The sequence below is a fragment of the Streptomyces sp. NPDC054956 genome, from assembly GCF_053609185.1.
Map to the genome: position 1 here is coordinate 1 of NZ_JBSGXB010000180.1, position 15,748 is coordinate 15,748.

At 72.2% G+C, this 15,748-nt stretch carries 14 protein-coding genes and 1 riboswitch; of the genes, 11 read left to right on the forward strand and 3 right to left on the reverse strand.

Annotated features, from left to right (window positions below; genetic code table 11):
• Window positions 1-234 precede the first annotated feature (234 nt).
• Window positions 235-1,644 carry a S41 family peptidase gene (locus tag ACWGDE_RS24930; RefSeq protein WP_453391245.1) on the forward strand — a complete coding sequence of 470 codons (1,410 nt, stop codon included), beginning with the start codon at window positions 235-237 and terminating at the stop codon, window positions 1,642-1,644.
• Between the two features lie 124 nt (window positions 1,645-1,768).
• On the opposite strand, the gene ACWGDE_RS24935 is transcribed toward ACWGDE_RS24930, so the two are convergent.
• From ACWGDE_RS24935 to ACWGDE_RS24945, 3 genes are all read right to left on the reverse strand, one after another.
• Window positions 1,769-2,527 (reverse strand): SDR family oxidoreductase, encoded by a 759-nt coding sequence (locus ACWGDE_RS24935; RefSeq protein WP_453391246.1) that lies wholly within the window; start codon window positions 2,525-2,527, stop codon window positions 1,769-1,771.
• Between the two features lie 28 nt (window positions 2,528-2,555).
• The gene (sigJ, locus tag ACWGDE_RS24940) at window positions 2,556-3,461 is read right to left on the reverse strand and encodes an RNA polymerase sigma factor SigJ (protein WP_453391256.1); all 906 of its coding nucleotides are present in this window, start codon (window positions 3,459-3,461) and stop codon (window positions 2,556-2,558) included.
• 124 nt (window positions 3,462-3,585) lie between these two features.
• Window positions 3,586-5,955: a chitinase C-terminal domain-containing protein gene (locus ACWGDE_RS24945; RefSeq protein ID WP_453391247.1), complete on the reverse strand. Its 2,370-nt coding sequence runs from the start codon at window positions 5,953-5,955 to the stop codon at window positions 3,586-3,588.
• A 403-nt stretch (window positions 5,956-6,358) separates the two neighbouring features.
• Window positions 6,359-6,488, forward strand: a riboswitch (FMN riboswitch).
• A gap of 248 nt (window positions 6,489-6,736) precedes the next feature.
• Here ACWGDE_RS24945 and ribD point away from each other — a divergent pair.
• The 10 genes from ribD (at window position 6,737) to ACWGDE_RS24995 (ending at window position 15,526) form a co-directional block, all read left to right on the forward strand.
• Window positions 6,737-7,843: a bifunctional diaminohydroxyphosphoribosylaminopyrimidine deaminase/5-amino-6-(5-phosphoribosylamino)uracil reductase RibD gene (gene ribD, locus ACWGDE_RS24950; protein WP_453391257.1), complete on the forward strand. Its 1,107-nt coding sequence runs from the start codon at window positions 6,737-6,739 to the stop codon at window positions 7,841-7,843.
• The gene (locus ACWGDE_RS24955) at window positions 7,844-8,467 is read left to right on the forward strand and encodes a riboflavin synthase (protein ID WP_453391248.1); all 624 of its coding nucleotides are present in this window, start codon (window positions 7,844-7,846) and stop codon (window positions 8,465-8,467) included. It begins immediately after the preceding gene.
• Complete coding sequence (locus ACWGDE_RS24960; RefSeq protein ID WP_453391249.1) at window positions 8,464-9,120, forward strand: nicotinamide mononucleotide transporter family protein; 657 nt, start codon at window positions 8,464-8,466, stop codon at window positions 9,118-9,120. Before ACWGDE_RS24955 ends, ACWGDE_RS24960 begins: the two co-directional genes overlap by 4 nt.
• On the forward strand, window positions 9,117-10,421 hold the full coding sequence (locus tag ACWGDE_RS24965; protein WP_453391250.1) for a bifunctional 3,4-dihydroxy-2-butanone-4-phosphate synthase/GTP cyclohydrolase II: 1,305 nt from the start codon (window positions 9,117-9,119) through the stop codon (window positions 10,419-10,421). Before ACWGDE_RS24960 ends, ACWGDE_RS24965 begins: the two co-directional genes overlap by 4 nt.
• A gap of 75 nt (window positions 10,422-10,496) precedes the next feature.
• Window positions 10,497-10,985 (forward strand): 6,7-dimethyl-8-ribityllumazine synthase, encoded by a 489-nt coding sequence (ribH, locus tag ACWGDE_RS24970; RefSeq protein WP_150520523.1) that lies wholly within the window; start codon window positions 10,497-10,499, stop codon window positions 10,983-10,985.
• A gap of 62 nt (window positions 10,986-11,047) precedes the next feature.
• A complete protein-coding gene (locus ACWGDE_RS24975; protein WP_453391251.1) occupies window positions 11,048-11,329 on the forward strand; it encodes a phosphoribosyl-ATP diphosphatase in 282 nt (93 codons plus the stop codon).
• Between the two features lie 116 nt (window positions 11,330-11,445).
• The gene (gene hisG, locus ACWGDE_RS24980; RefSeq protein ID WP_453391252.1) at window positions 11,446-12,294 is read left to right on the forward strand and encodes an ATP phosphoribosyltransferase; all 849 of its coding nucleotides are present in this window, start codon (window positions 11,446-11,448) and stop codon (window positions 12,292-12,294) included.
• 97 nt (window positions 12,295-12,391) lie between these two features.
• A complete protein-coding gene (locus ACWGDE_RS24985; protein ID WP_453391253.1) occupies window positions 12,392-12,856 on the forward strand; it encodes a PH domain-containing protein in 465 nt (154 codons plus the stop codon).
• Window positions 12,857-13,055: 199 nt separating this feature from the next.
• A complete protein-coding gene (locus ACWGDE_RS24990; protein ID WP_453391254.1) occupies window positions 13,056-14,450 on the forward strand; it encodes a hemolysin family protein in 1,395 nt (464 codons plus the stop codon).
• Window positions 14,447-15,526: a hemolysin family protein gene (locus ACWGDE_RS24995; RefSeq protein WP_453391255.1), complete on the forward strand. Its 1,080-nt coding sequence runs from the start codon at window positions 14,447-14,449 to the stop codon at window positions 15,524-15,526. Before ACWGDE_RS24990 ends, ACWGDE_RS24995 begins: the two co-directional genes overlap by 4 nt.
• The last annotated feature ends 222 nt before the right edge of the window (window positions 15,527-15,748 follow it).

Genomic DNA, 15,748 nt, shown 5'->3' on the forward strand with positions numbered 1-15,748 from the left:
CTCCCGGGCGCCCGCCTCGCCGCCCGGGAGGCGGCCCTGGCGGTGCTGTTCGGCTAGGCCGTCCCTTTCGGATCCTGCCGGGCCCGCGGCGCCCGGCACCGCACCCGGCCGCGTCGTCGGCCCGCCCTCGGGCTACCCCCACCCCGCTTCGGGTGGACCGCCGGATGTCCCCGCCCCCGCGCCGCCCCGGATCCTGGTCAGCGGCAAGTGACTTCGGTGAACGGGGACAGCACCATGAGCGGTACACGCACCTACCCACGCACGGCGGCCACCGCCCTGCTCCTCGCGCTCGCGGCCGCCGCCGCCGGACCCGCCGCGGCCGCCGACGGTGCCGCCGGGCGCGCGTCCGGCGGGCCCGTCGGCATCTGGCGGCTCGACGGCTACGGCACCGTGCTGCGCGTGGAGTCCGGCCGGCTCCAGGAGTACCAGGTCACCGGGATCGGCTGCCTGCCGGGCGGGAGCGCCCTGCGCCTGCCGGGCGGCGCCCCCGGCAGCGCGGCCTTCCGCTACGCCACCGAGGACGGCGAGGTGCTCACCGTGCGCCCCGGTTCCGTCCACATCGACGGCTCGGCCGGCGACCGCGCGACCCGCCGTCTCGCCGTCCTGCCCGAGGCGTGCCGCGAGGCCCCGGCACCGGAGCCGGACGCGGACCCGGTCGCCACCTTCGACGTCTTCTGGCAGAGCTTCGCGGAGAACTACCCCTTCTTCGCCGCCAAGGGCGTCGACTGGAACGCCGTGCGCGAGAGCCACCGCCCCCGCGTGCACGCCGGCACCACCGACGACGAACTCTTCGCCGTCTTCGCGGAGATGCTCGCCCCCCTCCACGACGCCCACGTCAGCCTCCGCGCCGGCGAACGGTTCTTCGGCGAGGGCCGGCCGGGAACCGTCATCCCCGGCCGCGCGCTCGACACCCGCGTCAGGGCGCACGTCCAGGACGTCGACCTCGGTGGACGGGCGCCGCGGGAGTTCGCCCAGGGCCGCATCTCCTACGCCGATCTCCCCGACGGGCGCGGCTACTTGAGGCTCTCCGGCTTCAGCGGCTACACGGAGAGCGGGGACTTCGCCGCCGAGAGCGCCGAACTGGACCGCGCCCTGGACTCCGTGTTCACCGCCGAGCGCACCGCCCGCCTGCGCGGCCTTGTCGTCGACCTGCGGATCAACGGCGGCGGCTACGACGAGCTCGGCCTGCGCCTGGCCGCCCGGCTCACGGACCGCCCGTACTTCGCCTACGCCAAGCGCGTGCGCAACGACCCCGCCGACGCGACCCGGTTCACCCGGCCGCAGCCCCTGTACGTCCGGCCCGCGCGGGCTCCCCGGTACCCCGGCCCGATCGCCGTGCTGACCGGCGGCTCCACCGTGAGCGCGGGCGAGACCTTCACCCAGGCCCTCATCGACCGGCCCGGCCCCACCGTCCGCATCGGGCAGCCCACCCAGGGGGTCTTCTCCGACGTACTGGGCCGCACCCTGCCCAACGGCTGGCAACTCGGGCTTCCCAACGAGCAGTTCCTGACCCGCACCGGGAAGACCTTCGACGGCCCGGGCATCCCGGTCGACCACACCACCCCGGTCTTCACCGAGGAGGAGTTCGAGGGGCGCCGCGACTCCGCCTTCGCCGCCGCCCTGGACCGCCTGCCGCGCGGCTGACTCCCGGCGCGCGTCCGCCCGCCTCGTGCCCGCCTCGTGCCCGCCCCGTGCCCGCCCCGGCCGAAGGCCGACGGCGGGCATCCGGCAGCCGCCGCCGACCGGTGGCCGCCGGCCGCCCAGGCCCTCAGCTCGCCCCCGGCTCCCGCCGCGCGAGGAACCGGTCGAAGGTCACCTCGCCGACCGCGTGCTCGGGCGCCAGGTTCCCGCCGCGCTTGAATCCCGCGTACGCCTTCCCGGCGAGCGGCAGGGGAACGATCCGGCGCCGGCGGCCGGTCGCCGCCAGGTACGCGCGGCCCAGCTCCGCCAGGGTGAGGACCTCGGGTCCGCCCATGTCCGGGACCCGCCCGGCCGGCTCCGGAACCGCCAGCTCCGCCATCCGCGCCGCGACCTCCTCGACCGCGATCGGCTGCACCCGCACCCCGCTCGGCAGCGGCACCACCGGGAGCTTCGAGGCCGTCCCCATCACCTGCGCCACCAGGTCGTGGAACTGCGTCGTGCGCAGGATCGTCACCCCGAGCCCCGACTCCTCCAGCAGGCGCTCCACCTTCAGCTTCGCCTTGTAATAGGTGAGGGGCACCACGTCCACCCCGACGATCGAGATGTAGACGAGGTTCGTGACCGTTGCGGCCCGCCGGGCCGCCTCGACGAGGTGCCGGGCGGCCACGTCGTCACCGCCGCGCGGGCTGCTCGCGCAGTGCACGACCACCCGGGCGCCCGCCATCGCGGCGTCCAGCCCGCTGCCGACCCGCAGGTCGACGGGGTACTCCGCCGAGCTCCGGCTCAGGACCCGGACCTCGTGGCCCGCGTCCCGCAGCCTTCGTACGACCAACGCGCCCAGATTGCCGGTGCCGCCGGTGACGAGGATGGGGTGCTCGCTGCTCATGGTGTCCGTCCTTCGCTGGAGAGTGGGTTCACCAGCTGGGACCGGACAGCCCCCGGGAATGTGACAGCTGGCGCCGCAGGAACTCCAGCTTCTCCGGGTTGACCACCACGCGCAGGGCACTGACCAGCCCGTTCTCGAATTCCGCGAGCAGCACCGCCCCCTCGCCGATGAGCAGCGCCTGCTCCCCGTTGACCTCGGCGAAGGAGAGCGGCTGGTCCGCCCCGAACTTGCGCAGCGCACCGCGCAGGAAGCGGGCCACGGCCTCCCGGCCCAGGACCGGCCGCCGGGCGGAGGTGACGATGCCGCCGCCGTCGCCCACGTAGCGCGCGTCGGCCGCGAGCAGGCCCTCCAGCCGGGCCAGGTCACCGCCGCGCGCGGCCGCGAGGAAGGTCTCCACCAGGCCCCGCCACTGGGCCGGGTCCGGCGCGAACCGCCGCTCGGGGGCCGCCACCCGCCCGGCCGCCCGCCGGTAGAGCTGGCGGCAGTTGGCCTCGGAGAGGTCCAGGAGCCCGGCGATCTCGCGGTGGCCGTAGCCGAAGGCCTCGCGCAGCACGTACACCGCGCGCTCCACCGGCGTGAGCCGCTCCAGCAGGACCAGCAGGGCCATCGACACGCCGTCGCGCTGCTCGGCCGACTCCAGCGGACCCAGCGCCCCGTCCCCGGTGAGCACCGGCTCCGGCAGCCAGGGGCCCGGGTACTCCTCGCGCCGGGCCCGTGCCGAGGTGAGCCGGTTGATGCACAGGCGGGTGACGACCTTGGCGAGCCAGGCGCCGAGGTGCTCGATGCCTTCGCGGCCGGCGGCGGAGCTCCAGCGCAGGTAGGCGTCCTGGACGGCGTCCTCGGCCTCCGAGGCGGAGCCGAGCATGCGGTAGGCGATGCCGAACATCCGCGGCCGGTGTTCCTCGAAGTCCGCTACGGGGACGGGGTGTTCCATCACGGGCCAAGCCTACGGAGCGCCCGTACCCGCACGTGCGAGGACCCGGTGGCCGCCGGGCCACCGGGTCCTCGCGCTCTCCCCCTGCGGGGGTCCTTCACCTACGCGGCATCCCCGGGGGGTGTCAGCAGGCGCCCTGGTCCTTCCAGACGCCCCACTCGCCGGTGGTGCCGGGCTCTTCGTTCTGCGTCCACCACTGGGCCTTCCAGTTGCGGCCCTTGTGGGAGACGACGTTGCCGCTGTTGTAGATCGTGCCCGCCACGTACGCCGGGTTGGTGCAGGTGCCGCCCGGAGGAGTGGTCGGGGGAGTCGTCGGCGGCGTGGTCGGAGGCGTCGTCGGGGGAGTGGTGGGCGGCGTGGTCGGCGGGGTGGTGCCGCCCGGCTGGCCCACGGTGACGCCGCGTGCCAGGTCACCGGCGAGCGCGTACGTGGTGCCGGAGATGTTCACCGTCCAGTTGGAGGGCGTGGAGACCGGCAGGTAGTAGTTGAAGGCCAGGTCCACCGAGGCGCCCGGGGCCAGCGTCTGCCAGGCCGGGAGCTTGAGCGAGACCCGGTGGAAGTCGCCCTTCAGACCGCCGACGTTGCTGCCGGTGTGGTCGCTCTTGATCACCTTGGTGCCGAAGCCCGACTGGTCGGAGGCGTTGGCCGGGGACGAGGTCGAGTAGTCGAACTGGAACTCGGTGCCACCCGGCAGGGTCGCCGTGGTGTTGTTGGTGATCTTGAGCTTCGGGGTGATCGGGTAGTTGGAGTCGCCCAGCTTGAACTCGGTGAACTCCGTCTTGATGTCCACGGCCTGCGTCGGCAGCGCGGTGTTGGACTTCTTCGCGCCGTACGGGGAGGCCGCCTTGAACTTGTCGTACATCAGGGAGGTGAGCGTGTCGCCCATCTCGTACTGGCCCTTCGCGGCGTTCCAGCCGTAGTCGCCGGCCATCTCCCAGACCATGGTGCCGCCGATGCCGCGGTCGACCACGTAGTCGGCCTTGGCCGCCACCGACTGCTCGTCCTCCGTGGAGAGGAAGACCTTCTTCTGCGCGTTCCACAGCCACGGCGCGACCAGGGTCGAGTCGTACTTGCGGGCGTAGGTGCCGGTCAGTGTGGTGTTCGCCGGGAAGCCGTACTTGGTGACGTAGTCGCCGACGATCCCCTTCTCGAGGTTCTTGGCGTGCCACATCGGGTTGGAACCGGCGGGCGCCTCGACGCCGTTGGTGTCCTTGTCGTGCCACAGGTTGTCGATGCCGACCGCGCCGTCACCGCACTTGGTCAGGCCCGCGCCGGCCGGGCAGGTGGCCGCGGAGGCCTTGCCCCACAGGCCGTCGGTGCCGCCCTGCACGTTCTTGTGGCCGCGGGTGTAGTAGGGCAGGCCGATGTTGATGCGGCCGGCCGGCATGGAGCCGCGGAAGTAGTGGTAGGCCCAGTCGGTGTTGAGGTAGCCGATGTTCCCGTACTGGGAGCTGCCGTACACGTTCGCGGCGGCGAGCTCGGCGTCCTTGCCGTCGTCGAAGAGAGAGGCGTTGGGGCCGACGTACTCGTTCCAGGCGCCGTGCAGGTCGTAGGACATGATGTTGACGTAGTCCAGATACTTCTGCATCTGGAAGGTCTCCATGCCGCGCAGCAGGTAGCCGGAGGAGGGGGCGGCGACGGTCACCAGGTAGTGCTTGCCGTCGGCGGCGCCGGCCCGGTCCAGCTTCTCGCGCAGGGTCTTCATCAGGGCGTCGTAGCCCTTGACGAGACCGGCCCGGCGGGCGTTGGCCAGCTGCCAGTCCAGCGGGTTGCCCGCGTCCTTCATGGTGGTCGGGTACTCGTAGTCGATGTCGACGCCGTTGAACCCGTACTTGCGGACGAACTCGACCGAGGAGTCCGCGAAGGTGTCGATGCCGGCCTGGTTGACCGAGCCGTCGGCGTTGGTGGCCATCGAGTAGAAGCCGCCGGAGGCCACGCGGTTGCCGTCGTCGCCGAAGTAGCCGCCGGTCTCCGCCCAGCCGCCGACCGAGATCAGCGTCTTGACGTTCGGGTACTGCTTCTTGAATTTGTTCAGGAGGTTGAAATTGCCCTTGTACGGGAGGGCGGGGTCCATCTCGGCGCCCGCGACGCCCGGCCAGGTCATCCCGGTGGCGGAGTTGTTCGCACCGTCGGCCCCGACGGAGATCTTGTTGTCACTGCCCACGTGGGCGAAGGCGTAGTTCAGGTGGGTGACCTTGGACCACGGGATGTTGTTGGGCAGGTAGGCGGGGGTGCCGTCCTTGCCCGTGCGCCAGCCGGTGAAGTAGCCGATGACCCGCCGCTGGTGGTCGGCGCCCATCTTCTCGCGGCCCTCGGCGTCGTAGACCGAGCAGTAGGGCACGTCCACGCCCGGGGTCTTGTACAGACCGTCGGGGCGACAGGACTCGTTGTCGGCGGCGTGCGAGACGCCGGTCGAGAGGCCCGCTACGAGCAGACCGGCGATGGTGACGCCGGACGTCAGGAGCATGGCCCTCATCCGTGAGGGGGACAGCATTGTGCCTCCTGGGGAGGGGAGGATGGCAGGACACAACAGGCAAGGAAGTGGTGCGTGTTGGCCCGTGACGTGCGCACATCTGACGGGCTGTCTCCCGGGGAAGATGAAGGGAACGTTAAGAGGACTAGACCACCCCGTCAATAGGTCTGGACCAAAGTGGGGGCGGGAACGGTTGGGGGCGACGCCGAATCGATCCGGATTCGGGCAGGATCCGGGCGGGACGCGGGCAGGACGCGGGCGGGACCGGGCCGACACGCGAGCGCGACCCGACGGAGAGGGGGCCGGAAGCGGCCGAACGGCGCAACGAAAACGCCGGAGAGTGACCGAATGTGTGACCCAGGCCACATTGACTCACCCGCATGGCCGCCGATCACCCGTGGCACACTGGCTTCAGTACCAGTAGCAGCGCACTCCGGGGTCGGTGTAATTCCGAACCGGCGGTATAGTCCGCGACCCGTCCGCAGCCAGCGGCCGGTTGACCAGGTGAAATTCCTGGACCGACGGTTAAAGTCCGGATGGGAGGCAGTGCGCGGCGGGCCAGTCACCGGTACGCCGCCGTCGGCGGTCCATTCGGCACACCCCTCGGGATGTGCGTTCGAGCGGACCGGTTTTCCGGCCCCGGCGTCCCCGCGTGTGCTACCCGCTTCATCTGTCGTATCCCGACAGGCCCCGGAGTCCGTGCCCGATGAGGCAGGAGGACCCGGTGGCGACACACGCCGACGCGCAAGACAGCGGCAAGCCCGCCCAGGCGGCCGACACGGCTGCCCGCGACGCATCTGCCATGGCCCGTGCCATCGAGCTCGCCGCCCGCGGAATCGGCTCCACCCGCCCCAACCCCGTCGTCGGCTGCGTGATCACCGATGCCTCGGGCACCGTCGTCGGCGAGGGCTGGCACGAGCGGGCCGGCGGCCCGCACGCCGAGGTCCACGCCCTGCGGGAGGCGGGCACCGCCGCCCGCGGAGGCACCGCCTACGTCACCCTCGAACCCTGCAACCACACCGGCCGTACGGGCCCCTGCGCGCAGGCGCTCGTCGAGGCCGGCGTCGCCCGCGTCGTCTACGCCGTCGCCGACCCGAACCCGCAGGCCGAAGGCGGCGCCGACACCCTGCGCGCCGCCGGGATCGCCGTCGGGTCCGGGCTGCTCGCCGCCGAGGCCGAGGAGGTCAACGCCGCCTGGCTGACCTCCGTACGGCTCGGACGCCCGTACATCCTGTGGAAGTACGCCGCGACCCTCGACGGCCGCGTCGCCGCCGCGGACGGCACCAGCCGCTGGATCAGCTGCTCCGAGTCCCGCGCCGACGTCCACCGGCTGCGCGCCGAGGCCGACGCCGTCGTCGTCGGCTCGGGCACCCTGCGCGCCGACGACCCGCACCTCGCCGTGCGCGGCCGGGACGGCTTCACCGCCGCCGACCAGCCGCTGCGCGTGGTCCTCGACACCCACGCCACCATCCGCCCGACCGCCCGGGTCCTCGACGACGCGGCCCCCACGCTGGTCGCCGTCGCCGAGGACGCCGACACCCGGCACCTCGCCGGAGTGGAGCTGGCCCGCCTGCCCCACGACAAGTACGGGATCTCGGTCGACGCACTGCTCTCCGAACTCCACCGCCGCGGGGTCCGCTCCGTGCTCCTCGAAGGCGGCCCGACCCTGGCCGGCGCCTTCGTCGCCGCCGGAGCGGTCGACAAGGTCGTCGGCTACCTCGCACCGGTCCTCCTCGGCGCCGGCCCGAACGCGCTGGCCGACGCCGGCATCTCCACCCTCGCCGAAGCGCTCCGGCTCGAGATCACCGAGACCGTCCGCATCGGCACGGACATCCGCGTCACCGCCGTACCCGCGGTGCGCCCCGTCCCCACCCACCTGACCTCCCACACCGCCATCAAGGAGCACTGAGTGTTCACCGGAATCGTCGAAGAACTGGGCGAAGTCACCGCCGTCGAGGAACTCCCCGAGGCCTCCCGCTTCCGCCTGCGCGGCCCCCTCGTCACCGAGGGCGCCAAGCACGGCGACTCCATCGCCGTCAACGGCGTCTGCCTGACCGTCGTGGAGACCGCCGAAGGCGAGTTCACCGCCGACGTCATGCAGGAGACCCTCAACCGCTCCAGCCTCGGCGCCCTGACCAAGGGCTCCCGGGTCAACCTGGAGCGCCCGATGGCGCTGGGCGGCCGGCTCGGCGGCCACCTGGTCCAGGGCCACGTGGACGGCACCGGCGAGATCCTCTCCCGCACCCCCTCGGAGCACTGGGAGCTGGTCAAGGTCGCGCTTCCGGCGAACCTCTCCCGCTACGTCGTGGAGAAGGGCTCGATCACCGTCGACGGCGTCAGCCTCACGGTGGTCGAGGCCGCCGCCGACTGGTTCACCATCAGCCTCATCCCCACCACCCTCGCGCTGACCACGCTGGGCATCAAGAAGCCGGGCGACCCGGTCAACCTCGAGGTCGACGTCCTCGCCAAGTACGTCGAGCGCCTGCTCGCCGCCGGCGTCGACCCGCTGCACGCACAGGAGACGGACCGGTGAGCGCTCTGACCTGGCTCAACACCGAGGCCTTCGAGGTCTTCGGCCAGAAGGTCATCTGGTCCGACATGATCGGCAACCTGATGGGCCTGGGGGCCCTCGCCCTCGGCTGGCGCCGCTCCATATGGACCTGGCCCGCCCAGCTCCTGTCCGGCCTGATCCTCGTCGGCGCCTACGCCTCCGCCCACCTCGCCGGCGGCGTCGGCAAGCAGCTCCTCGTCATCGGCGTGGCCGTGTGGGGCTGGCGCGCCTGGCAGCTCGGCAAGCAGAAGGCCCAGGACGGCTCCATCGCCGTACGCACCGCCACCTGGAAGGAGCGCGGCATCCTGCTGGCCGGCGCGGCCGCCGGGACCCTGGCCGTCGGGGGCCTGTTCACCCTCTACCCGAGCCTTTCGTGGAGCCCGTGGGCCGACGCCTACATCTTCGTCGGCACCATCGTCGCGATGGTGGCCCAGGCCCGGGGCCTCGTCGAGTTCTGGTTCGCCTGGCTCCTCGTCGACCTGGTCGGCGTCCCCCTCGCCTTCAACAGCGGACTGGCCTTCTCCGGCCTCGTCTACGTCGTGTACTTCGCCCTCGTCCTCTGGGGTGCCTACGACTGGTACCAGCGCTCGCGCACGACCACCACCGCCCCGGCTCTGGAAGGAGCAACGGCATGACCTCCCTGAACCCCGTCCTGAAGCCCGTGCCCGACGTCGAGCTCGAAGAGACGTTCCGGCTCGACCCCGTCGAGCAGGCCATCCGCGACATCGCGGCCGGCCGTCCGGTGGTCGTCGTGGACGACGAGGACCGCGAGAACGAGGGCGACCTCGTCATCGCGGCCGAGAAGGCCACCCCCGAGATCATCGCGTTCATGATGAGCGAGTGCCGCGGCCTGATCTGCGCCCCGATGGAGGGCGACGAGCTGGACCGGCTCGAACTCCCGCAGATGGTCCAGCACAACACCGAGTCGATGCAGACCGCCTTCACCGTCTCCGTCGATGCGAGCGGCGCCCACGGCGTCACCACCGGCATCTCGGCCGCCGACCGCGCCACCACCCTGCGGCTGCTGGCCGACGGCGTCAGCGGCCCCGGCGACTTCGTCCGCCCCGGCCACGTCTTCCCGCTGCGCGCCAAGCCCGGCGGCGTCCTGGTCCGCAACGGCCACACCGAGGCCGCCGTCGACCTCGCCCGCCTCGCGGGCCTGCGCCCGGCCGGCGCCATCGTGGAGATCGCCGGCGAGGACGGCGTCATGCTGCGCCTGCCCGAGCTGATCCCCTTCGCCCGCAAGCACGGCCTGACGATCATCTCCATCGAGGACCTGATCGCCTACCGCCGCTCCGCCGAGCCCACCGTGCGCCGCGAGGCCCAGGTCAGCCTGCCGACCTCGTTCGGCCACTTCACGGCGTACGGCTACCGCTCCACCGTCGACGGCGTCGAGCACGTCGCCCTCGTCCACGGCGAGATCGGCGAAGGCGAGGACGTCCTGGTCCGGATGCACTCCGAGTGCCTGACCGGCGACATCTTCCAGTCGCAGCGCTGCGACTGCGGCCCCCAGCTGCACGCCGCCATGGAGCGCGTCCAGTCCGAGGGCCGCGGCGTGATCGTCTACCTGCGCGGCCACGAGGGCCGCGGCATCGGACTGCTGTCCAAGCTGCGCGCGTACGAGCTCCAGGAGCGCGGCCGCGACACCCTCGACGCCAACCTGGAACTGGGCCTGCCCGCCGACGCCCGCGACTACGGGGCCGGCGCGCAGATGCTCGCCGACCTCGGCGTCCGCAGCGTCCGGCTGCTGACCAACAACCCCGACAAGGCGGCGGCGCTCGTCAGCCACGGCATCAAGGTTTCCGACCGGGAGCCGATGCCCATGGAGGCGGGCGAGCACAACCTGCGCTACCTGCGCACCAAGCGGGACCGGATGGGGCACGACCTGCCCTGGCTGGACGAGGTCATCACCACGTCCGCCTGCGGCAACCAGTAACCAGTCACCACTTCACCACCACCGATCGTCACACCGAGTACACCGAGTACACCGAGAACACCGAGGAGCAGAGCTGTGAGCGGCAAGGGCGCACCCGAACTGAGCGTGAAGAACTGCGGAGACCTGCGAGTCGCCGTGATCGCTGCCCAGTGGCACGAGAAGGTCATGGACGGCCTGGTGGACGGCGCCCTGCGGGCCCTGCACGAGCTGGGCATCGACGAGCCCACCCTGCTGCGCGTCCCGGGCAGCTTCGAGCTCCCGGTCGTGGCGAAGGTGCTGGCCGGTCGCGGTTACGACGCCATCGTCGCCCTCGGCGTGGTCATCCGCGGCGGCACCCCGCACTTCGACTACGTCTGCCAGGGCGTCACCCAGGGCCTGGTCCAGGTGTCGATCGACACCGGAGTCCCCGTCGGCTTCGGCGTACTGACCTGCGACAACGACGAGCAGGCGCTGGACCGTGCCGGGCTCGAGGGGTCGAACGAGGACAAGGGGCACGAGGCGGTCACCGCCGCCGTCTCCACCGCCATGACGCTGCGCACCGTCAGCGAGCCCTGGCGCCAGTAGCCCGTCCAAGGAGTGAACCCGGGCGCCGGGGTACCGGGGTGAGCCCGTACCCTGGGGACATCATGGCGAACACACCCACCAAGAGCTTCGAAGAGCTCTTCACCGAGCTTCAGCTCAAGGCCGCCAACGGCGACCCGAGCACCTCCCGCACCGCCGAACTCGTGGGCAAGGGCGTCCATGCCATCGGCAAGAAGGTCGTCGAGGAGGCCGCCGAGGTCTGGATGGCCGCCGAGTACGAGAGCAAGGAAGCCGCCGCCGAGGAGATCTCCCAGCTGCTCTACCACGTCCAGGTGATGATGGTGGCGCGCGGGATCTCCCTCGACGACGTCTACGCGCACCTCTAGGCCGCGGCGGTTCCCCAGGCCGCAGCAGTTCCGCGCGGGCCCCGGCGCACGGTGCCGGGGCGTCCGCGCGCCCGTACCAGCACACCCTTTCGCACCTACGCACCAAAGGAAGCCCCATGCTGCGCATCGCCGTCCCCAACAAGGGTTCTCTCTCCGGACCGGCGTCGGCGATGCTCCATGAGGCCGGCTACCGGATGCGCAAGGAGTCCAAGGAGCTCGTGGTCGTCGACCCCGAGAACGGCGTGGAGTTCTTCTACCTGCGCCCCAAGGACATCGCGATCTACGTGTCCTCCGGCAAGCTCGACATCGGCATCACCGGCCGCGACCTGCTGCTCGACTCCGGCGCCAGCGCCGAGGAGATCCTGCCGCTGAACTTCGGCCGCTCCACCTTCCGCTACGCGACCATCCCCGGCACCGCGAAGGGCCCCGAGGACTTCCACGGGATGACCATCGCGACCTCGTACGAGGGAATCGTCGCCAAGCACCTCGCCGAGAAGGGCATCGAGGCCTCCGTCGTCCACCTGGACGGCGCGGTCGAGACCGCCATCCAGCTCGGCGTCGCCCAGATCATCGCGGACGTCGTCGAGACCGGCACCAGCCTGCGCAACGCCGGCCTGGAGGTCATCGGCGAGCCGATCCTGACCTCCGAGGCCGTCGTCATCCGCGGCAACGGCACCGACCCCGAGGACCCGCAGGCCCAGCAGTTCCTGCGCCGCCTCCAGGGCGTCCTGGTCGCCCGCAGCTACGTGATGATGGACTACGACTGCCGCGCCGAGCACCTGGAGCGCGCGGTCGCCCTCACCCCGGGCCTGGAGTCGCCGACCGTCTCCCCGCTGCACAACGAGGGCTGGGTCGCCGTCCGCGCGATGGTCCCCGCCAAGGAGGCCCAGCGGATCATGGACGACCTGTACGAGCTCGGCGCGCGCGCGATCCTCACCACCTCGATCCACGCCTGCCGCCTCTGACCCGTACGCCGGCACACCCCGCCGGCGTCCGGATCCAGCCGGTACCCCGATCCACCCCCGCCGCCACCGCGGCACCACCCGAAGGCACCTGACGAACATGGCCGACGCCACCGCCCAGCCCGCACCGCCCGCCCTGCCGGTCACCTTCCGGCCGACCCGCACCCGGGCCGTCCTGCTGGGCGTCGGCGCCGCCATGTTCGTCACCATCACGGGGATCGCCCTGATCCTCGACACGCTGCACCCCGGTGAGCGGATCGCCTTCGTCTTCACCGCGGCCCTGCTGTCCTCCGTCCTCGTCCTGCTCAGCCGCCCCAAGGTGGTCGCGGACCGGGACGGGGTCACCGTCGTCAACCTCACCAACACCCGCCGCCTGGAGTGGGCGCAGATCCTGCGCGTCAACCTCCGCCCCGGCGACGCCTGGGTGTTCCTCGACCTGAACGACGGCACCAGCCTGCCCGCCCTCGGCATCCAGCCGGGCGTGGCCAAGGCACAGGCGATCGCCGACGCCCGCGCCCTGCGCGCACTCGCCGAAGCGCACGGCACCGGCTCAAAGAACGACTGAGCCCGGCCGACCTCGTCGCTGCGTCCCATTGCGGCGGCGATCTCAGTGACTACCCTGGTGTGGGGGCGCGACCCTGCGCCCTCCCACCGGCCCCGGACCCCGCGGCCCGTGGGCACCTGCGACTTGAGGAGTGACTCCCTCCAGCAATGGACGGATCGTCCGGTAGTACCCGCGCCGCCCTCCCCTTGGAGGCGGCGGCATGACCATCCCGCTACTCCTGCTCACGGCGGCATTCGCCCTGATCCTCGCCAACGGTTTCTTCGTGGCTGCCGAATTCGGCCTCGTCACGGTGGAGAGACCCGAGGCCGAACGCGCCGCCGCCGAAGGTGACCGCCGTGCCCGCACGGTCGTCGAAGCCCTGAGGGAGCTGTCCTTCCAGCTCTCCGGCACCCAGCTCGGCATCACCATCACCTCCCTCGTGGTCGGCATGCTCGCCGAGCCCGCCCTCGCCGCCCTGCTGGCCGGGCCGCTCGAAGCGACCGGCCTCCCCAAGGGCGCCGTCCCCGGCGTGGCCGTCGTCATCGGCATGCTGCTCGCCTCCGCCGTCCAGATGGTCGTCGGCGAGCTCGTCCCGAAGAACTGGGCGGTCTCCCGGCCGCTCCAGGTGGCCCGCTTCGTCGCCGGCCCGCAGCAGACCTTCTCCCGCGCCTTCCGGCCGGTGATCGCAGGCCTCAACGCCGTCGCCAACCGGCTCGTCCGGGCGCTCGGCGTGGAGCCCACCGAGGAGATGGCCTCCGCCCGCACCCCCGGCGAACTGGTCTCCCTGGTCCGTCATTCGGCCCAGGCCGGCGCCCTCGAACAGGACACGGCCGACCTCTTCGTACGCACCCTCTCGCTGGGCGAGCTCACCGCGCAGCTGGTCATGACCCCCCGGGTCAAGGTCAGCGCGCTCCAGCACACGGCCACCGCGGCCGACGTGCTCAACCTGACGCGCGCCACCGGGCTGTCCCGCTTCCCGGTCTACCGCGAGCGCATCGACGAGATCACCGGGGTCGTCCACCTCAAGGACGCCCTCGCCGTGCCCGAGTCCGAGCGCGCCCGCACCAGCGTCAGCCGGATCTGCGTCGCCCCGCTGCTGGTCCCCGGCTCCCTGCCGGTGCAGCCGCTGCTGGAACGGCTGCGCAGCGAACAGCCCATGGCCGTGGTCGTCGACGAGTACGGCGGCACCGCCGGCGTCGTCACCCTGGAGGACATCGTGGAAGAGCTCGTCGGCGAGGTCCGCGACGAGCACGACCTCGCGGAGGACCAGAGCCCCGAACTGGCCGCCGTACCCGCCGAGGACGGCCGCCCCTCCTGGGAGGCCGACGGCAGCTGCCGCGTGCAGACCCTGCGCCGGATAGGCCTGGAGGTCCCCGAAGGCCCGTACGAGACCGTCGCCGGCCTCGTCGCCGACCTGCTCGGCCGCATCCCCGCCCCCGGGGACCGCGCCGAACTCCCCGGCTGGAAGCTCTCCGTCCGCCAGGTCGGCCGCTACCGAGCCGAACGGGTCCGCCTCGTGCGCACCGCGCCGCTCGGGACCGGCGCGCTGTCCTCGGGCGTGCTGTCCTCGGTACCCGCCCCCGCCGAGCTGGAAGCGGTGGGTGGCCGCAGGTGAACGCGCTCCAACTGCTCTTCGCCCTGCTCCTCGTCCTGGCCAACGGCTTCTTCGTCGGCGCCGAGTTCGCACTCGTCTCCGTCCGCCGCAGCCAGATCGAGCCGCTGGCCGCAGATTCCAAGCGGGCCCGCCAGGTGCTCCACGGCCTGGAGAACCTGCCGCGCATGATGGCCGCCGCGCAGTTCGGCATCACCATGTGCTCGCTCACCCTCGGCGCGGTCGCCGAACCCACCGTGGCCCGGCTGCTGGAGCCCGTCTTCCACGCCGCCCACGTGCCCGAAGGCCTGATCCACCCCCTCGGCTACGCGCTCGCGCTCGCCGCCGTGGTCTTCCTGCACCTGGTCATCGGCGAGATGGTCCCCAAGAACCTCGCCATGGCCGCGCCCGAGAAGACCGCCCTGTGGTTCAGCCCCGGCCTGGTCGCCTTCGCCCGCGTCTGCGGGCCGGTCACCACGGCGCTGGGTGCCTGCGCCACGATGGTCCTGCGGCTCTTCAAGGTCGAGCCCAAGGACGAGGTCGAGGCCGTCTACACCTCCGCCCAGCTCGGCCGCCTGCTCAAGGACTCCCGGCAGGCCGGGCTCCTGGAGCCGGTCGAACAGGAGCGCCTGGAGGACGCGCTGGAACTGGGCAGCCGCCCCGTCACCGACGTCCTCCTCGCCCCGGACCGGCTCGTCACGGTCGGCCCGGCCGTCACCCCCCGCCAGATCGAGCAGCTGACGGTCCGCACCGGGTACTCGCGGTTCCCCGTCCGCGCCGAGAGCGGCGCCTTCATGGGCTACCTGCACGTCAAGGACGTACTGGACCTCGAGGAGCGGGAACGGGCCGTGCCCCAGCGGGTCTGGCGGCGGATGACCACCGTCTGCTCCACCCTCCCGCTCGACGACGCCCTCAGCGTCATGCGCCGGGACGCCACCCACCTCGCCCAGGTCGCCGACCCGGCCGGACGGGTGCTCGGCCTGGTCGCCATGGAGGACGTACTGGAAACCCTGGTCGGAGAGGTACGCGACCCCGCGCACCGCACGGCTCCGCCCGCCCGCCGGCCCGAACTCCGCTCGGAGGGGGCACTCACCGGCTGACGCCCCGGCCCCAACCCTCACCAGAACCTTCGCCGGACCCGACGCACAGGGGTCCGGCGAAGGCGTTGGGCCGCCATACTCGTGACGAGGCGGCGGGAGGGGCGTTCATGCGATCCGGTGAACACGAGGACGGGGACCCGGACTTCGAGGGCACGGCCCGCGAGGTGCTGGACCGGCTGAGGGAGGGCCCCGACGCGCCCACCCCGGTGGCGCGCCGGCTGC

Coding starts and splice junctions, on each gene's coding strand:
- ACWGDE_RS24930 (WP_453391245.1), top strand. CDS start 235: ATGAGCGGTACACGCACCTACCCACGCACGGCGGCCACCGCCCTGCTC.
- ACWGDE_RS24935 (WP_453391246.1), bottom strand. CDS start 2,527: ATGAGCAGCGAGCACCCCATCCTCGTCACCGGCGGCACCGGCAATCTG.
- sigJ (WP_453391256.1), bottom strand. CDS start 3,461: ATGGAACACCCCGTCCCCGTAGCGGACTTCGAGGAACACCGGCCGCGG.
- ACWGDE_RS24945 (WP_453391247.1), bottom strand. CDS start 5,955: ATGCTGTCCCCCTCACGGATGAGGGCCATGCTCCTGACGTCCGGCGTC.
- ribD (WP_453391257.1), top strand. CDS start 6,737: ATGGCCCGTGCCATCGAGCTCGCCGCCCGCGGAATCGGCTCCACCCGC.
- ACWGDE_RS24965 (WP_453391250.1), top strand. CDS start 9,117: ATGACCTCCCTGAACCCCGTCCTGAAGCCCGTGCCCGACGTCGAGCTC.
- ACWGDE_RS24975 (WP_453391251.1), top strand. CDS start 11,048: ATGGCGAACACACCCACCAAGAGCTTCGAAGAGCTCTTCACCGAGCTT.
- hisG (WP_453391252.1), top strand. CDS start 11,446: ATGCTGCGCATCGCCGTCCCCAACAAGGGTTCTCTCTCCGGACCGGCG.
- ACWGDE_RS24985 (WP_453391253.1), top strand. CDS start 12,392: ATGGCCGACGCCACCGCCCAGCCCGCACCGCCCGCCCTGCCGGTCACC.
- ACWGDE_RS24990 (WP_453391254.1), top strand. CDS start 13,056: ATGACCATCCCGCTACTCCTGCTCACGGCGGCATTCGCCCTGATCCTC.